The organism is Longinema margulisiae, from assembly GCF_025266855.1.
Lineage (GTDB): Bacteria > Spirochaetota > Brevinematia > Brevinematales > Thermospiraceae > Thermospira.
Genome location: NZ_CP053071.1, coordinates 2,019,426 through 2,038,598, shown reverse-complemented (window position 1 = coordinate 2,038,598; position 19,173 = coordinate 2,019,426). Strand labels below are relative to the sequence as shown.

Annotated in this window: 13 protein-coding genes; 4 read left to right on the top strand and 9 right to left on the bottom strand. The window is 42.4% G+C overall.

The window, feature by feature from the left end; genetic code table 11:
- Window positions 1-110: 110 nt before the first annotated feature.
- Window positions 111-1,343, bottom strand: coding sequence for a hypothetical protein (locus tag BREVNS_RS09100; RefSeq protein ID WP_483426076.1), 1,233 nt, complete (start codon window positions 1,341-1,343; stop codon window positions 111-113).
- Between the two features lie 140 nt (window positions 1,344-1,483).
- Between BREVNS_RS09100 and BREVNS_RS09095 the strand changes: the two genes are divergently transcribed.
- The 3 genes from BREVNS_RS09095 (at window position 1,484) to BREVNS_RS09085 (ending at window position 3,793) form a co-directional block, all read left to right on the top strand.
- Window positions 1,484-2,266: a transposase gene (locus tag BREVNS_RS09095; RefSeq protein ID WP_483426382.1), complete on the top strand. Its 783-nt coding sequence runs from the start codon at window positions 1,484-1,486 to the stop codon at window positions 2,264-2,266.
- A 746-nt stretch (window positions 2,267-3,012) separates the two neighbouring features.
- Window positions 3,013-3,294 (top strand): glutaredoxin family protein, encoded by a 282-nt coding sequence (locus tag BREVNS_RS09090; protein WP_483426695.1) that lies wholly within the window; start codon window positions 3,013-3,015, stop codon window positions 3,292-3,294.
- A gap of 16 nt (window positions 3,295-3,310) precedes the next feature.
- Entirely contained in the window at window positions 3,311-3,793 is a 483-nt protein-coding gene (locus BREVNS_RS09085) for a ferredoxin-thioredoxin reductase catalytic domain-containing protein (RefSeq protein ID WP_483426694.1), read from the top strand.
- A gap of 59 nt (window positions 3,794-3,852) precedes the next feature.
- On the opposite strand, the gene BREVNS_RS09080 is transcribed toward BREVNS_RS09085, so the two are convergent.
- Genes BREVNS_RS09080 through BREVNS_RS09070 form a run of 3 tightly spaced genes read right to left on the bottom strand, consistent with a single transcriptional unit; the run spans window position 3,853 to window position 7,159 of the window.
- The gene (locus tag BREVNS_RS09080; protein WP_483426693.1) at window positions 3,853-4,593 is read right to left on the bottom strand and encodes a DNA-methyltransferase; all 741 of its coding nucleotides are present in this window, start codon (window positions 4,591-4,593) and stop codon (window positions 3,853-3,855) included.
- Window positions 4,594-5,385: a DNA-methyltransferase gene (locus tag BREVNS_RS09075; protein WP_483426692.1), complete on the bottom strand. Its 792-nt coding sequence runs from the start codon at window positions 5,383-5,385 to the stop codon at window positions 4,594-4,596.
- Window positions 5,375-7,159: an AlwI family type II restriction endonuclease gene (locus BREVNS_RS09070; RefSeq protein ID WP_483426691.1), complete on the bottom strand. Its 1,785-nt coding sequence runs from the start codon at window positions 7,157-7,159 to the stop codon at window positions 5,375-5,377. Before BREVNS_RS09070 ends, BREVNS_RS09075 begins: the two co-directional genes overlap by 11 nt.
- 707 nt (window positions 7,160-7,866) lie before the next feature.
- Here BREVNS_RS09070 and BREVNS_RS09065 point away from each other — a divergent pair.
- Window positions 7,867-10,011 carry a lytic transglycosylase domain-containing protein gene (locus BREVNS_RS09065; RefSeq protein ID WP_483426690.1) on the top strand — a complete coding sequence of 715 codons (2,145 nt, stop codon included), beginning with the start codon at window positions 7,867-7,869 and terminating at the stop codon, window positions 10,009-10,011.
- Here BREVNS_RS09065 and BREVNS_RS09060 read toward each other — a convergent pair.
- From BREVNS_RS09060 to BREVNS_RS09040, 5 genes are all read right to left on the bottom strand, one after another.
- On the bottom strand, window positions 10,008-12,557 hold the full coding sequence (locus BREVNS_RS09060) for a hypothetical protein (protein WP_483426689.1): 2,550 nt from the start codon (window positions 12,555-12,557) through the stop codon (window positions 10,008-10,010). The two genes, BREVNS_RS09065 and BREVNS_RS09060, sit on opposite strands and share 4 nt — an antisense overlap.
- A 76-nt stretch (window positions 12,558-12,633) precedes the next feature.
- On the bottom strand, window positions 12,634-14,016 hold the full coding sequence (gltA, locus tag BREVNS_RS09055; protein WP_483426688.1) for an NADPH-dependent glutamate synthase: 1,383 nt from the start codon (window positions 14,014-14,016) through the stop codon (window positions 12,634-12,636).
- A gap of 3 nt (window positions 14,017-14,019) precedes the next feature.
- A complete protein-coding gene (locus BREVNS_RS09050; RefSeq protein WP_483426687.1) occupies window positions 14,020-14,682 on the bottom strand; it encodes a histidine phosphatase family protein in 663 nt (220 codons plus the stop codon).
- 8 nt (window positions 14,683-14,690) lie between these two features.
- Window positions 14,691-16,316 (bottom strand): 2,3-bisphosphoglycerate-independent phosphoglycerate mutase, encoded by a 1,626-nt coding sequence (gene gpmI, locus BREVNS_RS09045; protein WP_483426686.1) that lies wholly within the window; start codon window positions 16,314-16,316, stop codon window positions 14,691-14,693.
- 258 nt (window positions 16,317-16,574) lie between these two features.
- On the bottom strand, window positions 16,575-19,172 hold the full coding sequence (locus tag BREVNS_RS09040; protein WP_483426685.1) for a M16 family metallopeptidase: 2,598 nt from the start codon (window positions 19,170-19,172) through the stop codon (window positions 16,575-16,577).
- Between the last annotated feature and the right edge of the window lies 1 nt (window position 19,173).

Here is a 19,173-nt window from a genome sequence, read left to right as displayed (position 1 = left end):
TTTGTCAACTGTAGTATACAGGGAACATTTTAGATAAACAAGTTTTTTCTGGGGAAAGTACCCTTTTTAGGCCATAAAACAGGGCAATAAGTACGTACCATCCCTATGTTTTATATCACATCCTGCCAGTAGACACCATCGATAGCCTCATCACGATTATAGTAGTAATGCAAACGCACAGCAAGAACATTGGTTGCCCCTTCTCTTTTCCATACCCCTACATCCATTCTCTGGTTTATGGTTCGCATCACCCGTTCTGCCCTTGAGGTTGTTCCTGGCAAACCATCTTCACTGTCACAGGCGAACATGTCTTTTTGAGCACGAAGAAGATAATAAAAACAATGTTTGCGCCCTTTTTCGTGAAATAAGTCAAGAAGATTCTGAATATGCTGTCTGCGCTCGCTTTGATAACCAAGTCTTGTTTGCCAGTCATTTTTGTACCCCAAGAAACAGGCTTTCCCTGTTTCAGCGACAATATTTGTCCACTCAGAAGAACGATATCTCACTCTATCAAGACGAAGAAAATACTTCAATTGATAACTTACATGCCACAAACATCGTTGAAAAACGATACCGGGATGTTTGCCCTGGTTAATCCCTGTATCTCCATCGACAACAAGAAAAAACCGAGAAAAAGAGTGTTTTTCTTGAATGGGCTTAAGAAGTTTGTCCCAACCTGCATGGTAATTATCCACAAGAAGGCCTGCTATTCTTGTATTTTTTCCTGTCAATGGGGAGGCTTGTTGCCTCTCCTGCAAAAGAATTTTAGCTTCTTCTCCTTTTTTCTTGCCCTGAACAGGAATACCCGTCCCATCGGCTTCTCCACAGGGTTTTTCTTTTTCTGAGATACTGAAATGTATCTTTCTCCCAATATTTTGAAGGTTTTTCCAGAGGGTGCTAAGACCTATTTTATACCCTGTGAAGGAAAGAATACGAGCGGCCACTCGATAGGTGGTAAGAGCCCCGGCTAAAGCCACTCTGTAGATATCTTTCAGGATTTGCCTTTTTCGCTTTTCTACACCAAGAAGAGATCTTGTGAGAAAAAGTTTTCTTCCACACTTTTTGCATTGAATTTGGAGCTGAGGAAGAGTGATCTTTCCAAAGGGCATCAGAACAAAAACAGTGTTTTTTCCATGCTTTGTTTTCCATATGAAGTGATGTTTTTCTCCGCATGTACAGGTGATACGACCTTCTTTTATTTCTTTTTCTGCCACTTCTACAGAAATCTGATGAACAAATGACTCAAACACTCCTTTGATGGCCTGGAGAAAAACCACCACTAACGTCTCAAGTTTTGTGTCAGGGTAGTCGATAGTCAAAGTGAAGGTGAATTCTTTACGCATGGGTTCCTCCTTGTGTCCTATTATCGGCCAGGGAGGAACTTTTTTTTGCTTTTCCTCATCTTCCCACTGCAGGTCTCCTGAAAAAAACGTTACCAACATTTTTTCGATAATATATACAGAGAAAAAAACAGGAGGCTCCTATGACAAAAGATGTTTTCACCTACAGCGAAGAAGAGACTATCCAATTTTTTGAAGATCTCTTCTGGCACGGAAAAATCCGCTGTCCCCGATGTGAAAATTCCGCCTACCGACTCTCCAGTCGTCCTCTCTACCAGTGCAGGCATTGCCGTTACCAGTTTTCCATCAAAAGCATATCTGTCATGCGCAAAAGTCATCTTTCTCTCAAAACCTGGCTCTGCGCTATGGCTATTATCTGTGAAGGAAACGTTAACGGCGTGAGTCTTGCCAAACATCTTGGGGTAAGCTACAAAGCCGCCTGGCTACTTCTCCACAAGGTCCGCAACCTGATGCGAGCCCTTTCGGCAAGGCAAAAACACCACCTTCGCCACCTTCTTCGGAAATTTTTTCTTCTCCCTGGCATCAAAAAAGTCCAGAGGGAAAAGAAACGGCCCTTTCAGGTTATCGAATGTGATAATGCGTCCTCTCCCACCCATTTTCACATTCACCTTGTAGAGAATATCTCGTGCGATAGTCTTAAGACACTCTTCTCCTGTAAAAATACCGCGGCGATTCTTGAGGTCCCTGAAGCTTTTTCTGATATCTTTCAGCAACTTGTTAACCGACTTGAAAACCTTTATCACCATGGCTGTCGAAAACACCCTCAGCGCTACATTGATGAGTTTTGTCTTTTTTCATTGTATCAGGACTCTGACCTTCGAATGAAAAAGCTTTTGTCGATGATAAATAGGGAAGAGCTTCTGCTTCCTTACAAGACGCTCATTCAGGAATCCATCGTCCTGTAGGACAGGCGTACCGACGATTGGGATTTTTCCTGAGGTGTTCCAACTTCTTGTCCTGAAAAGTATTCGAAAAGTAGGAAAACTTTTCAGTTGGAAATAGGTTTCTTGTCTAGATATTCGTTCGCAAAAAGAGTGATGGTTGAAGAGAGTTTATTCTTCGTTCAGGGGAAAGGGATCTTGGAAGGGATTAAAAAGAAGGGGAGAAGAAAGGGAAAAGGCTGGCTCCAGACTTTGGTTATTACTTTGTTTCAGCAAAACCTACCGCTTTTTCTCTGGACACGCACCGAGTTTGCACTTTAGCTATTACCATGTTTCAGCAAAAGGGAGCTTTTAGCTGAGACAAAGTAATAACTAAGCATTTTTTAATCTTCTAGGCTTCTTCTCCAAAACCTTTCCAAGAAGAAAAAAACTGGAAACCCATACATAGGTGAGGTCTTTGCACGAATGTGCGAAGGTCTCAAAAAAGGAATAAAAAAACAAAAAAATAGTATAAAAATATTTCTTTTCGTAATGAATAATCCTATTTTTTTGAATAGAAAAGACAAATAAGCCCCTATAAACAGAAAAAACGGGGAAGAGGGGCATAGCCCCTGACCTAAAAAGGGCAAGAAAGCCCCCCTGCAAGGGTCTCTATGTATTTAACCCTTCCTGAGGAAAAGTCTTCTCCTGCTTCTTTTTCCATATTTGACAGAAAACTCTCCCTCTCTTACACTGAAGGGGAAAAAGACCCACACAAGGAGGAAACTATTATGATACCCTTTGAAAAGGTTGCAGGAAAAGACAAAGGAGACATCAAACTCTTTGCCCTCAGCACCTGTATCTGGTGCAGAAAAACCCGTCGCCTTTTAGAAGAACTTGGGGTAGCCTATGAATATGTGTATGTTGACCTCCTCGATGTGGACAGCAAAAAAGAAACCCTTGCAGAACTCACCAAATGGAACGCTGATTGTTCCTATCCGACGCTTGTTCTCAACAACAAAACCTGTATCATTGGCTTTGAAGAAGAGGATATCCGAAAAAATCTTTCATAAAAACAAGGGGGAAACTATGAACAAAGAACGTATTGATGCACTTTACCAGAAACTCAAAAAAGAAGCCGAAGCTAGTGGATACCACTTGAATCCCGATGAAGCCTTCACCAAAGAACTTGTCGAAAGCCTCCTCATTAACGAAGAGAGATACGGTTATCCAAGCTGTCCCTGTCGTCTCTCTACAGGCATCAAAGAAGAAGACCTGGACATCATCTGTCCCTGTGATTACCGTGATCCGGATCTCATCGACTACGGCACCTGCTATTGTGGTCTCTATGTCTCTCAGGAGGTAATCGACGGGAAGAAAAAACTCTCCTCCATCCCCGATAGACGGAAAAAAGAAAAAAAGAAAAAAACAGAAACCACCCCTCTCACAGAAAAACTGGCCTATCCCATCTGGCGATGCAAGGTTTGTGGCTATCTCTGTGCCAGGGAAAATCCACCAGAGGTGTGTCCGATATGCAAAGCATCAAAGGAGAGATTTGAAAGGTTTTTGTGATACAATCTGGAGAATCTTTTAGATAGAGGTCTTATATTACAAAAAGATACGAATAACCTCTACACAAGTTTAAAAAGATTTTGTAAAACCTCAGTTTCCTCAATTCTTTTTCTAGCAAGAAAAAAGTACTCTTCACTTATTTCAAATCCTATAAAATTTCTTCCCCATTTTTTGGCAACTACCCCCGTGGTTCCACTTCCCATAAAAGGATCTAAAACAGTGTCTCCTTCTTTACTTCCAATCAAAATAATTCTTTCTAATAATGACTCTGGTTTTTCCGTCGGATGAATTGTCTTATGTCGTTCTGCATTAATAATCCATAAGTTCTTCATCTGTTTGCCACCATTAAGTTCTTTTGCCAATTCATAATTGAAATAATAATTTTTTGTTTTACTTGCAACCCAGATCAATTCCGTTGCTGGAGCAAATCTATTTCTTGATAACAAGGGAGTGGCATTAGGTTTGTACCATATCACATCATTTATTATCCAGAGACCCAATTTTTTGAGAATCACGCCTATTGACGGATGATTATGTAAAGTACCACTAATCCATAATGTACCAGTATCAGATAATACTCGGACACATTCTTGAATCCAAGATTCGTTAAATTTATGAATATCTTCAATTACGTCCCAATCTCCTTTATGAAGTTTAGTAATCTTTCCATTTTTTGTTGTTAAATAGTCTTCTCCGGAAAGATTGTAGGGAGGATCTGCAAAAATTAAATTGACGGAATTAGCGGGCAAAGATTTCATTAATTCTATGCAATCACCTTGTCTTAAATCAATTTTACACATTTAATTCTCCATTACTGACTTTATTCTATCTTGAGCTATAATGACATAATCTGGATTTATTTCAATGCCAATCCATTTTCTTTTTAATTGCTGGGCAACTACTCCTGTTGTGCCAGTACCAAAAAATGGATCTAAAACAGTATCTCCTTCATTTGAGGAAGCTAAAATAACAAGTTCTAAAAGTTTTTCAGGTTTCTGGGTTGGGTGAATTGCTCGCCCATTTTTAGACCTTATTCTTTCTTTCCCTTGAACTATTGGCAACTCTATGAAATCTAAGAAATCTCTCAATTGTTTATCTTTACCATCTTTAGTTTTATTAGGATTGAAATTTTTAATTACTTCATAATTAAAAATCCAATTTTTTCCTTTTACAAACCAGCATACAAATTCAGTCGAATGTGTAAAAGTTCTTTTGGTAATATTTGGCATTGCATTTTTTTTATACCAGGTAATAATGTTATTCAATTTAAATCCTATGTTTTTTGCGATGAAAATTACTTCTGCAATATTATGATAAGTACAAGAAATATATAAACTCCCATTTTCTAATAAAACTCTTTTACACCCCAAAAGCCAATTTTCAGTAAATTTCAGGTATTCTTCATAATTAAATATATCCCACTTTTCATTCATTTTATAAAAAGCTCCACCTGTTGTGTTATTTTTCAGGTTCAAAGATTTTCCCGATAAATTATACGGTGGATCAGCATAAATTAAATTAATCGAATCGGGTTCGATTTTATTATTAAGAATATCTATACAATCTCCTGTATAAATAATATTAGTTTCCATAATTCAAAACCTTTGATTTCCATTCCTTAATGAGATCTGGTATAATAGAAATCCAATTAGAATAACCTTCAAATTCATTTGCTTTTGAAATTATTAAATCATATAATTCTTTTAATTGAAGATGGGACAATCTTTTTTGTCTTTGCCACAGTATCAAGAGTATCTCAAGTACTTCAGCAAATTGCTCTGTAGTAATTGGAATTATATTTTGCTTTTTTTGATCATAACCATATTTTATTGATATCCAGAAATGATATACTGTATCAACATGAATTTTTGGAGCAATAAATAAACAATAATTATTTTTTTCAGAATATTTTTTTTCAAAATCTCTTAAATGTCTCATTACTGGTTGCGTTTCTTTTATCCACTGGAAATTTGAAGTCTCTAATGTTACTTCACAAATAGCATTATAATTTTGGTAAAAACATTCTATATCAGGCTTTTTTCCGGAAGCATGACTAATAGGTTCACCGTTATCATCAACGGGATAATTTGGTCTTATTTCTATTTCGTCATTCAAAATTCTCAATGCATCTGTAATTAATTTTTCAAATTTTTCTGGTTCATATTTTTTGATTTCTTTAAAATTTTTCAAACTATTAATTATATTTTGAATTTCATTAATATTATTTTTTAAATAATTTTTGTAGTCTCTATTTTTTATATTGAGATTTAATATTCTTAATTTTTCAATAAAAACATTTAACTCATTTTTAGAATATTTATTGAAATCCGTACTTAAAAGTTCTTTTTCTTCATCCTTCAATTCTCGGTTATTTTTAATATCTTCCATCAAATTTTTTGCGATAGCTTTTAAATTTTCAATTTCTTCAAAAGGTAATTTAGGCAAAGTAATATCTGTAATATACCTTATATAGTCATCCAATTTTTTAAACTCTAAAGCCTGACCAGAAAAGGTAGTTAAAATTTGATCTATTTCTGTTCTTCTTGAAGGTTCTAAATCGATAGCCCAATTTCCTCCGAATTTATCTGTTGTAACCTTAAACAATTTTGTTAACCGAAAATAACGCATTATATTGTCACCGTATTCAAAAAAATTTTTAATTTGTTCATTTTTTAGTTTATCTGTTTTATAAAATTCTTTTGCAAAATTTTTGATAAATTCTTCTTTGTTTTCTGTCTTTCGATATTCAAATATTTTGTTTGTATATTCTGGAATAAGTTTATAATTTATAAGTGAAGGAACAAAAAGAGAAAATTCGGTTTGTGTTAATCCTTTTTTCTCTTTACTTTTTTTATTCACTTCATCAATAAGATGCATTGTAGCAATTAAAGGTTGAACATCAAAGCCATCATTTTTCGAAAAATCAGAACTCCAGGGATTAGGAAATTGTAGCTTTAAAAGAGATTTCAAGAATATATATGAAATATCATATTCATCTTCCAGAAATTGGTTACCTAGCTCAGTTATTATTATATTTCCAATACTTTCTCTTGCAATACAAAAACCTAATTTATTAAGTGGATTTACAGATTGTCTTCCTCGCATGGCAGGGTCTTCGTATTCTTGAAAACTAAAAATTTTCTCTGCTACTTCATAAGGCATTTCTGATTCAATATTTTGATAATAGTGTTTAAATTTATCAGGTATCTGCTTAGGAATATAATATCTATTTTGAATCAACAAAATTTGATATTTTTTTTGATGTTCCTTATCAAACGGTTGACCTTCTAATAATTTCAAAACTTGCAAAAAGTTTCTCAACCTTTCAGGATTTCTAACAGTCGTCGAAATAGACCATAGTTTCATCTACCTTTTTCTCCTCTTCAAATTTATAGTCTCTTCTCCCTTAAACTTTTAAGGGCCACCATAAAAGTTTTATCTTCACATTTCCCCGAAAAAACGCGAGGACTGTCTTTTCTTTCCATAAAAAATAAATTCAGTCCATTCCATATATAAAATATATTCTTTTTTACACTTTAACAAAACACCTTTATTCTTATAAAACAAACCTTTTTTCCTCAATCGTCCCAGCCATTTACTGTAAATTTTGATTTTGTATTTTCTTCGCCTCAAACTTTTCTCTTCGAATATCAACTTACCATAAAATCATAAAACTTAAACTTCAACAAAATTTTTTATATCCAAGATATTATAATATTGGCAAAAAAAAATGTCAAATTCATTTCTCTTGCCTGTCGTTCCATGTCGTTCCACATATCAGACTGAATACCTCTTTTCATATTTCCTATGAACAGGGAAAGAACAAAAAGTTCCTTGTCCTGGTATCTGGTGGAAAATGAGATAGTCGCTTTTGAACACATGTCTGTGATATAGACTATGACCATGTTTCAGCTAAACAAAGGGTATTTGCTGAAACAAAGTAATAGCCACCGCCAAAAAGACCACCCCACCGGCTGGTGAGAGAAAACCTCTCCTTCACCCCAAAATCTGGTATTTTTTCCCCTTTTTCTGTATACTTATAGCCATTCAAACACTTTTTTTGAGGAGTCAACATGATTGGTTTTCTTCTTTTTGCCATGACCATATTGCCATCAGAACAACCCCGTGAACCACTTTCCCTCTATCAGAGGGGGAGTTATCGACAGGTGGTCTCCGCTCTTCTCACAAAAACCAATCGTACCTTTGAGGAAAACTATATTCTCGCTCAATCTCTTCTGATGGTAGAAAACCCTGAAAAAGCCTGGAGTGTTGCCAGTCAGCTTCCCTTCGAACACAAAGACGTCCTTTCTCAATTTCTGCTCTCGTTTCTTGTCCAGAAACTTCTAGAGAAGCCTCTCCCCACCAACACCACTCTTGTTCTTCCTTCGATGACCAACTGGCTACTTTTGGCAAAAAGCAACCCCTTTTTTTCCACCAATCTCATCGAAAGTCTTTTCTGGCAAAGCTGGATGCTTGAGCCCACTCTCTCACCACCACAGGAGTATTCTTTTCTTTCCTCTTCCTACCAGGCATGGAAACAGTTTTTAGAAAAAGAACCGTCTTCTCTTCCCCTTCTTCTTTCCAATCGCATTCTTCTTACTATTACCTGGCCTGTGTTTACCAACCAGCTGGAGGCTCTCTCTAACCTTCCCCCATCAAGCCTTCCTCTCCTCTGGTCTTACCTCAGCAGGCTTCCCTCCACCACCAGAACCCGTTTGGCCGAAAGTTATCTTCCTTCTCTTCCCCTCTCCCGCAAATGGATAGCTGAGGTCGAATATGCCGTTGCCAGCAAAGAAACTTCTAAGGCAATCTCCATCATTGAAAAAGCCCTTTCCTCCTCCCTTGTTTCTCTCGAAGATTATCAGAAAGCTCTAAGCTGGGCCAATCAGCTTAAGGCTTATTCCTTAGCTGAAAAGATTGCCGGAAGTGGCATCCAGAAGTTTGGGTCTGTCTTCCATTTTGAATATGCGAGGAGTCTTTCCAGACAGGGAAAGAATGAAATGCTCCTCTCATGGTACGAAGCCAATGAAAGCACTATCATAAACCGGGATGTGGCTCTTTTTGCCTTTCGTCTTCTTGTTGAAAAAAACGATCCACGACTTCTCTCCTGGCTTATCAGAAGAGAAGAAAAAACCCCTCATCAAACCTTTTTGCTTGTTCGGGCTCTTCTCCTTCTCGAAAACCTGCAAACCGCAGAGGCCTATCCCGTTCTTCTCCGGATCCTTTCTGATTATCCTTATACCTACGAATGGTGGGTGGCACAGGAATATGCCACCCCTCTTCATCACCTCTACCCCCATGTCTTCAGCAACTGGTACACAAATGCCACCAATACCTTACTCACCTCCTCTCTTCAACAGAGGCTTCTGCGAAGTTTAGCGTTAGCCGATATCACAGGGGAGATACCCTTTGCCGCAACCTTTACCAACGATCTGAAACAATACCAGCAAGGCTTTTTCTCCACTCACTTTTCCCTGTCTTCAGAACAGCGCCTTCTCTTTGACAGGCTCCTTTCCCTGTCGAATACTCCCTGGACAAACTACCCAAGAGAACTCTGTGCCTATCTGGATAGAGAGTTAGCCAATCCCGAAAATCGCTATCGTTTTGCCTGGTATGGCTATGAACTCTACGAAAAGGCGGATGCTGTCGGCATTGCTCTTTCCCGCCTTGACTTTGCCGTTCGGCGCTACACCGGACGGGAGGGCATTGTCCTTCTCCCTTCTGAATGGCAGAGACGACTTTTCCCCCTTTCCCCCCTTGTGGATATTCTCCCCTCATTCTCCAACACCAACCACGCGCTGTGGGTTCTCTCAGCCTACAGACAAGAAAGCCACTTCAGAAAAGACGTAGTCTCCCTCGCCGGGGCTTATGGATACGCCCAGCTCATGCCAGGAACAGCCCATCAACTTGCCCAGAACCTCAAAAAAACAGAACTCACCCCCTATGATTATGATGACAACATTCTCCTCGGCAATACCTTCTATACGTATCTTTTCCGGCGCTATGGCTGGATTCCCTTTGCTATAGCCGCCTACAATGCTGGAGAAGGGGCTGTCAATACCTGGAGACAACGTTATGCTTTCCGCTCCCCTCTGTGGATCGAATGCATCCCCTATGAAGAAACAAGAGACTATGTCAAGGTTATCTGGCAAAATGCTGCCTTCTACCGCCGCATCTATCCTGAGTACTTTGCCTCCATTCCCTTTTCCCCTGACTAAAGCCCCTCGTTATCGCTTGAATCCGGGGTAGCCCTCGTCTTCAGGGGATTATTGAAATCTGGCATATTGGTAAACCAGATGATATTTGTCGAGGCAGGGAGCAATTCAGCCCACAGAACAAGAAAAGCGTTGGTGTACACACGATTTCCCCGGAGTTGATAACCACCCCAACCACCCTCTTTTACCATGAGATATTTGATATTGCCCACAAAGGTATTGGAAAGAATACTTGTTTGCTGCATATTCCCCGAAAGCCAGAGATGGGCCGCATTGGTAGAAACCAGAATGCTTGAAAAGACAGAGTTATGAAGAAGAAACGTTCCAAGATCCCTTGCATAGACATCGATGAGCACTTTATTCTCCTGCCCTGGCAGTCCTTCATAGAGATAAAACATATGATTACTGATCACGGCCGCTCCCACCACTAAAAGAAGCTGGGCATCCCAGTTGGAGAAAGCCTGAGTCTTGTTGTTGATATACTTGTTCTCCACGCCAAAATAGAGCGACCCCACTCCATAGAAAACCCCAAAATCCCTCGTCAGGTTGTTGGTGAAAAGATTACTTACCACTCCTACCTGAGAGGCCTGAGCATAAATCGCAGCCCCCCTTCTCCCCTGATTGTTGGAGAAGATAGCATTCATCACATACACTGTTCCATTACTCACCCAGAGAGGACCATCTTCTGTGAGTTGCCCACTACCTGCAATCACTAACTTCAAAAGGGCAACCCCTGAAACATTCTTCACCTCAATAACTCTCCCCCCTGACCGTTTCAGAAGAGTCGCTCCTCCCATCGAAGAGGTGAAATCCGGCGTAAACCCTCCGGCAAGTATCATATTGTTAGCAGGAACAAGCGAAGATGAGAGCGTATGTAACCCTTCTGAAAATACCACCGTTCTCACCCCGAGGCTCTTTGCTCTCTCCACTCCAGTATAAGCCTGAAGAGGATCAGAGGCAATTCCATAGGTTCCACCCCCCGCCGGGGTGACAAAAATAGCAGGATAGACCTCCACCGTACGGGAATAACTACTACTATTCCCGGCCCTATCCACCAGGACAATATCATTGGTTATCACCGCTCCAAAAGGAAAATCCCTTGTCCCATCGTCCTCATAGAAATTTCCAAGCCATTCGTTGGTTCTATTCTCCACAAGGTATCCCATCCCACCATATCCCCACTTCCCCTTCAGGGTATCATAGAAGTAGCGAATACCAGAGAAATTGTCCTCTACACGAAGCCTTCGACGAACAGTAGAACGATTCACAATAAGACTCCCTCCTGTATCATACAACGTCAACTGGGGAGGAAGAGTATCAATGAGGAAACGATAAAGAGGAGAAACATTGGTATGAGGACCATCTGTGGCCCTCAGGCGAATGGTGTTCTCTGCATTGGCCACATAGTTGGTTATATTGGTCCATTTTCCTGTTCCAAACTGGCTCACATTCTGCCAGGGTCCACCATTGAGAGAGTATTGTACCGCTATCGCATTGGAATATTCCCCGAAAAGAGGAAAAGACACCTGATTGGTACACCGCCAGCCATCAGGTCCGCTAATGTATACAAAAGGAAACATGCCGTCCACGGTAAAGGTGATGGTATTGGTCACCGACGGATTGCCGAGAAAATCCGCAAAGTAATAACGAAGGGTATAAGAAGCAGGCTCCATCCATTCTTCAAAGCTGAATTCGAGAATATCCCTGTTCCCCCACCAGCCACCAAGATTGTTTGAAGAGAAAGTAATCCAGTTATTTGTTGTCCAGACAATCTTCTCCACCCCTACCTTGTCATCCTGGGCCCTTCCCTCAAACACCACCATCATCCCTTCAGTAGTCCCATTCGCAGGACGGAATAACTCCCCTATCTGAGGCCCACGACTATCCTGATAGATGGTGATGGATTTGTCCTCAGCTCTCACACCCGCCTTGTCCACGGCACAGGCGACCACTTTCACATCCTGATTGGCCACAAGAGGAACACTTACCTCCCACCCATCGGGTCCTACTAACGTCGCCGTGTATTCGTCAATTTGCGATGGCCTCTCCACCCTCACATACACCCTGTCCAGATTGGTAAGACCATTGGACACCACTCCTCTCAAGGTGAGAGAAAGGGCAGACGTATAGGTCTCACCCCACTGGGCAAAGTCATTGGTCACCCGAATACGGGGACCTATGACATTCACATCCACAAAAACCGTCCTTTTCACCCCTACCCGATTATACGCCCGAAGTTCTATCGTTTTCCATCCGCTTGAAGAAAATCCTATCTCATGCTCAAGATGATAAAAGGGAGTTCCCCCGGTACTTATTCGGTCCATTTTCCCATCATAGACCACCTCAATATCCCCCAATCCTTCCTGTTCCGTAACATCGGCTACTACCCGTATTCTCCCAGGATAGGCATTCCCACTCATTGGAGAGATGAGCATTACCATTGGCCCATCATACACATCCTTCAGCACAGGTTGATTCATATAATCTCTCAGCGCACAGGAAACAAAGAAGATATTGAGAAGAAAAAGAAAAAAAGACGATCTTGGCATACCAACCTCCCACCACATGCCTCATTATATTATACGACAGGGCAAAGAAAAAAGTGAAGAAAAAAGAAGAATTTTTCTATGCCTTTGACAGAAATCTGTCTATAGCCTTTGCCGCCTGTTTCCCATGACCAGCCGCAAGAATCACCGTGGCGGCTCCAAGAACCACATCTCCTCCAGCAAACACCCCGGGAAGAGACGTCTGGAGATCCTCATCGACAACCACGTGCCCCTTAGCATCGAGAGAAAGCCCCTTGATACTCTCAAGAAGGATTCGATTGGTATCAAGTCCAATAGCATTGATTACCATATTAGCCGGCAGGGTGAAGTAGTCCCCCTCCACCGGCAGAAAACACCTTCTCCCCCGTTCATCAGGTTCTCCTAAAACCATGCGCTGGCAGGTGAGAGAAACCACATTCCCCTCTTCATTCCCTTCTATCTTCACCGGAGCCGCTAAAAAGTGGAATCGAACCCCTTCTTCCTCCGCATGAGCAATCTCTTCCACACGGGCCGGCATCTCTTCTCTACCGCGACGATAGACCACTGTCACCGAACGAGCCCCCATCCGCAGAGCACTCCTGGCCGCATCCATAGCCACGTTTCCCCCACCAATCACCACCACATCTCCTTTCACCTCTAATGGCGTATCATACAATCCAAAATGGTAGGCTTTCATCAAATTGATACGGGTAAGAAACTCATTGGCCGAAAAGACATCTCGAAGATTCTCCCCGGGAATATGAAGGTATTTGGGAAGCCCTGCTCCTGTCCCCAAAAATATGGCATGAAAATCCCTCTGAAGCTCCTCAAAGGTGATCGTTCTTCCTACAAGCACATTGGTCTGAAACTCAACCCCGAGCTCTTCCAAGTAAGCTATCTCTCTTTGCAATACCTCTTTGGGCAAGCGAAACTCCGGGATACCGTAGAGAAGAACTCCTCCCAAACCGTGGAGGGCCTCAAACACCACCACCTCATGGCCAAGCCGTGCAAGCTCTCCCGCACAGGTGAGGGAAGCAGGACCAGAACCAATCACAGCCACCCGTTTCCCCGTCCTGTTTGCTTTCACCACCCTTTTTTGTGTGGTATCCCCCACAAACCGCTCTAACTTTCCTATTTGAACAGGGTCCCCCACACGACCCATGGTACAGCGCTTCTGACACTGAATCTCCTGAGGACAAACCCGCCCACACACCGAAGGAAGGGGGTTATCCTCAAGGATAATAGCAATAGCCTCATCGACTCGTTCATCGACAATCTTTTGAATAAACTGGGGGATCTTGATATGCACAGGACAATCTTCCACACAAGGGGGATTCTTGCACTGAAGACAACGGAGAGCCTCTTTCTTCGCCTCATCAGGAGAGTACAGAAGTTCTACCTCCCCAAAGTCATGAATTCTCTCTTCCGCTGGTCTCTGCCTCACCGGTACTTTTGTTTTTTGTAGTGTCTTTTTCTCACTCACAGGTTACTCCTTTTTCCAGCCATTGTCCCAGTGATAGACAAGAGGCGTGGCATGAGGTATCTCAAGATGAACCACCTCTTCTGGAGAGAGATGATCAAGAAGCATCACAATAGACCGCAAACTATTCCCATGGGCACTCACAATCACTTTCTTGCCTGCCTGTACTGCCGGTACAATCACCCGTTTGAAGAAAGGAATAGTGCGTTTGGCTGTCATCTCAAGCGACTCCCCACCAGGTGGTGGCACATCATAACTCCGTCTCCAGAGGGTAAATTGCTCTTCACCGTAGCGCTTTTTTGTTTCCTCTTTGTTCAATCCCTGAAGTCTCCCATAATAGCGCTCATTGAGACGGCTGTCCGTGTAGATGGGGAGAACCGCCTGTTTGGCTTCCTCACTATAGATACGTCCCCACCGTTTTTCCTTTCCCCTGTGAGACATCACCACAGGGGTTTTCTTCTGAAAGGCAAGTACAAGAAGAAGAGTCTCCATCGCCCGTACTAAGGTGGATGTATAGGCCACATCAAAGTCCACATCGGCAAGGCTTCGCCCACAGGCAAGGGCTTCTTCAATACCCCGTGGAGTGAGAGACACATCCACCCACCCGGTAAACCAGTTGCGATTATTCCAGGTCGATTCCCCGTGTCGAACAAGATAGAGACTCCCCATATCTTCTCCTAAAACTCAATCAGAGAAGGATCATACTCTTCAGGCTTTTCATAGCCAAGCAGATTCAAAAGAGTAGCCGCCACGTTAGAGAGCCCTGCTTTGGGAAGCTGTCGCATATGGTATTCGTTTTGATAGCCATAATCCACAATAATAAAAGGAACTTTGTTCAGGGTATGAGCCGTCTTCACCTCTCGTTTGCCATTTTTCTCGGTAAACATTTCGTCCGCATTCCCGTGATCCGCTGTCACGACCACAATACCACCTAACTTTTCCACCTCTTCAAGAAGTCTGCCCACACACCTGTCCACCGTTTCCACGGCCTCAATGGCTGCCTCCATAACACCGGTATGTCCGACCATGTCTCCATTGGCAAAATTAAGACGGCCAAACTTGTACTGCCCGCTTCTGAGAAGTTCAATCGTTTTTTCTGTGATTTCGTTCGCCTTCATAGCGGGGGCTTTGTCAAACTGGATCTTATCCGAAGGAATTTCAATATAGGTTTCCAGTTTCTCATCAATGTATCCTGAGCGGTTTCCATTCCAGAAATAGGTCACATGCCCGAACTTCTGGGTCTCGGAAATAGCAAAGCTTCGAATACCTGCGGCACACATGTACTCACTCACCGTTTTCGTAATCACAGGGGGCTGAACAAGAAATCTCGAAGGAAGCTTGAGATCCCCATCATACTGCATCATTCCGGCGAAGACCACCTTGGGATAGCGTTCCCGATCAAATTTGTCAAAATCAGGATATTCAAAAGCCATGGAAATCTCAATGGCCCTATCTCCACGGAAGTTAAAGAGCACCACACTATCTCCATCTTCGATGGTTCCTACAGGCTTGCCGTTTTCTCCAATCACAAAAGCAGGAAGATACTGATCGGTAATCTTGGGATCCTCAGCGTACATCGTTTCTACAGCCTCACGGGCAGAAGAAAACATCCTGCCCTTTCCAAGCACATGGGCATCCCATCCCCGCTTCACAATATTCCAATCAGCAAAGTAACGATCCATGGTGGTCACCATTCTCCCACCACCTGAAGCAATTCGATAATCCACACCATACTTGGTGGAAATCTCTTTCAGCACGGCTTCTATTTTGTCAATATATATCAGGGCTGACTTTTCTGGCACATCCCGACCATCCAGAAGGGCATGCACACGGGCTTTTTTTATTCCTTCTTTTGCCGTTTGCCAGAGAAGGGCAATGAGATGATCGATGTGGGAATGCACATTCCCATCGGAGAGAAGACCGATAAAATGAAAGGTACCACCAGAAGACTTCACCTGCCCCACCAGTTCTCTCCAAACCTCTGTCTGGAAGATACTTCCATCCCCGATAGCTTCATTCACTCGTTTAGCCCCCTGAGAAAACACACGTCCAGCTCCAAGGGCATTGTGCCCTACCTCGCTATTGCCCATATCCTCATCACTCGGAAGACCAACCGCCGTCCCATGAGCCTGCAATTCCGTATAAAGGGGCATCTTGAAGAGCCTGTCCAGGATTGGGGTATGGGCTTTGTACACCGCATTGCCCTCGGTTGGCTTGCCAAGGCCTATCCCATCCATGATAATAAGAAGAAGTGGTCCAGGACGACCACGAAAATTCTGAAGTGGTTTAAGTGACAGTGACATAAATCCTCCTTCTCAAAAAGCCCTATATTATGGAGAAAAGCGTGATTTTTTGCAAGTTTTCTAAAATTCACCTTTCAGGCATCTCTCTTTGTACTCTCAGGTGAGACTCCCTATGTGGCTTTCCACAGAGTACTCCACAGAAAAAATCACCTTGATGTGACACGATAAATTGGTAACAGCCATCCCCCATGTCAAAAGACATGGGGGAGATTATTTTATTATTGGAATATATCATTTTTAATATATTAGAATATTAAACTATTTACCAATCACAATCGTTTCTTTTCCTATAGGAAAGGCTACAGGGACAAGTTTTCGCAACTCCTCTCTGTTCGTCTCATACACGTACCTCAAAAACACAAGGGTATAATCATAACGCCCACGACAGGCTTCGTTATAGGCCAACCGAGAAGCTATCGTTTCAAAAGAACGAAATCCAAAAACCTCTTCTGCATACGTCCTCATCTTGTGCTGAAGGAGTTCCTCTTCCCTGGGCCCGACCTCCTGAAAAGCCTTGAGTTTTCTCTGGTACATCGCCAAAATATCCTCTACTTTCTCCTTGAAGGTGGTAAACTCACAAACAAAAAGCGCTTCTCCCACGCGAAAAGAGGGAAGAGAGAGATCACTTTCAATATGGTAGGTGAGCCCCTGATTTTCCCGAATATCGTCCATAAGCCACGAAGAAAATCCAGCTCCTGCAAAAATAGTATTCAAAAGAAGCCCCTGAACCCATTGTCTCTCATTTGTATAACTAATTCCCCACTTTCCGGCAATAATACCTATTCCCTGTTCTCCAGGAACCGCAATCTCAAAAATTTTCTGTTTCTGCTCCTTTTTGAAAACAGTGGTTTGAGGTTTGAGAAAAGATGAGGGCGGATTCCATGAAGAAAAGGTTTTTTCCATGGTGGAGATGAGTTCCTTTTCATCAATATCTCCAACCACGGAGATCACCATGTTTTCTGGTCGAACAAGGGCATAATAGATTTCTTCAATATCCTTAATCTGCAGAGAAAGAATATCAGCAGGGGTGGCCACCCTATCCTGATACACAAATTCCTGGAAAAGCTGTTTATTTACCAGATTCCCAACATGATACGAAGGACTGGGATTATTTTTCTCCTCTTTATATCGAAGAATATACTGCTCCTTCATCTCTTCCAGCACAAGAGGAGAAAATCTACGGTTGGTATACATCCGTGCGATATACTCTACCGCCTTTTTCCAGTCCTCGGCATACACATTCACACTGTATTCCGATCCCCATGCTCCCTTTGCTTCTAACTGTTTTCTGATAGTATATTGGGGACCACCTTCTCTCAGATACCACTGCATAAACGTAAGTTGATAGGTTTTTTTCTGCCGGGGGGCATCATCCCGAAACTCCCAGGCAAAAGAGACCATCCCCTGCCCAGGAACTGGTTTCACAAGAATCACCATCCCATTGGAAAGCTGATAACGCCTCACATCCCCAAAAAACTCCCGCTGGTAATGAAGAATATCCTTATAGAGTTCCTCGTGTCGCGCTTGTAATGTCTTTTGATCTATCTCAGAAAAACTTCCGCTTCTGCTCCCGGCTTCAAAATTCTCCACCGTCTGAAAACTTACGGACAACACTTTTTTCCTCTGGTCAAATTGTGTGGCGGTAAAATACCCCGAAAGGGCATTGGTGGAAACAAGAACCCTTCGCATGAAATCGTACACCTCATCCGCCGTCACGGTATCAAAAAGGCCCATCCAGCGTTTGATATCGGATACCTCTCCATACCGCAAGAACGAACTCAAGAGCATTCCCCTCTCTTCGATATCATTTTTTTGAAGCCTGTATCGATGATAGAGGGTCTCACGGGCTTTTTTGAGTTCACTCTCCACATACTTTTTGTCAATATCCCTGCCGGGGAAAAAAGGTGATCGCTCATATGTGAGGGAAAGAAGGGTGGCATCAAGGCCAAAATCTGCCTTCATCCCTCGGACAAGACCCCCATCCACCACAAGATAGGCAAGAAGAATATCCCGATTGGTATAAGAAAACCCCGGTAACCCAAAGAAAAGCCTCCCAAAGCTATCCTCCGAAGGTCCACTCAGGGACACCACCTGTCCCGGTTGAAAAGAGACCGAAGCGACCATCTCTTTTGGAAGATGAGGATTTGCAGGAATAGAAGAAAAATACTTTTCCATCAAGCGTACAAGTCTTTCCTTTTCCACGTTTCCAATCACCACCATAAAGGCATTGTTAGGCACATAGTATGTGCGGTAGAGTTTCACCACCTCATCATAGGAAGCATTCAAAATATCCTTCGCTCTCCCCGGTCCCCACCGAAAAGCATCCTGGGGAAGAAATTTCTCCATCATCGCCATCTCAAGTTGAAATGAGGGACTGGCCTCATACCCGCTCAGTTCATCGGCTACTACCTTTTTCTCTCGCTCAAACTCCTGTCTATCAAAGAGAAGATCTCTCATCCTATCCGCCTCTACCGCCAAAATAACCTCAAGGCTTGCTACCGAGCCAAAACCGTAGTACAGGGTCATATCATGGCCCGTATAGGCATTGTACCGAATTCCCTCCTGGCCATAGATCTGATGAAGAAAACCCTTCGGATAACGAGGACTCCCCTTGAACATCATATGTTCTAAAAGATGCGTATATCCTCGCTGATTGGTCATTTCATTATGAAAACCCACCTTGTATACCACAGAAACAAAAACAAGCGGGGTAGAAACGTCCCTCTGAAAATACACTACAAGCCCATTGGAAAGACGAATGCTCTCAATATTCTGAAGAAAGGGAAGATTTTCCCATTCAAGGGCCCATAACCTGACAAAAACAAAAACGAAACAAACAAGAAGGTATTTACGCATA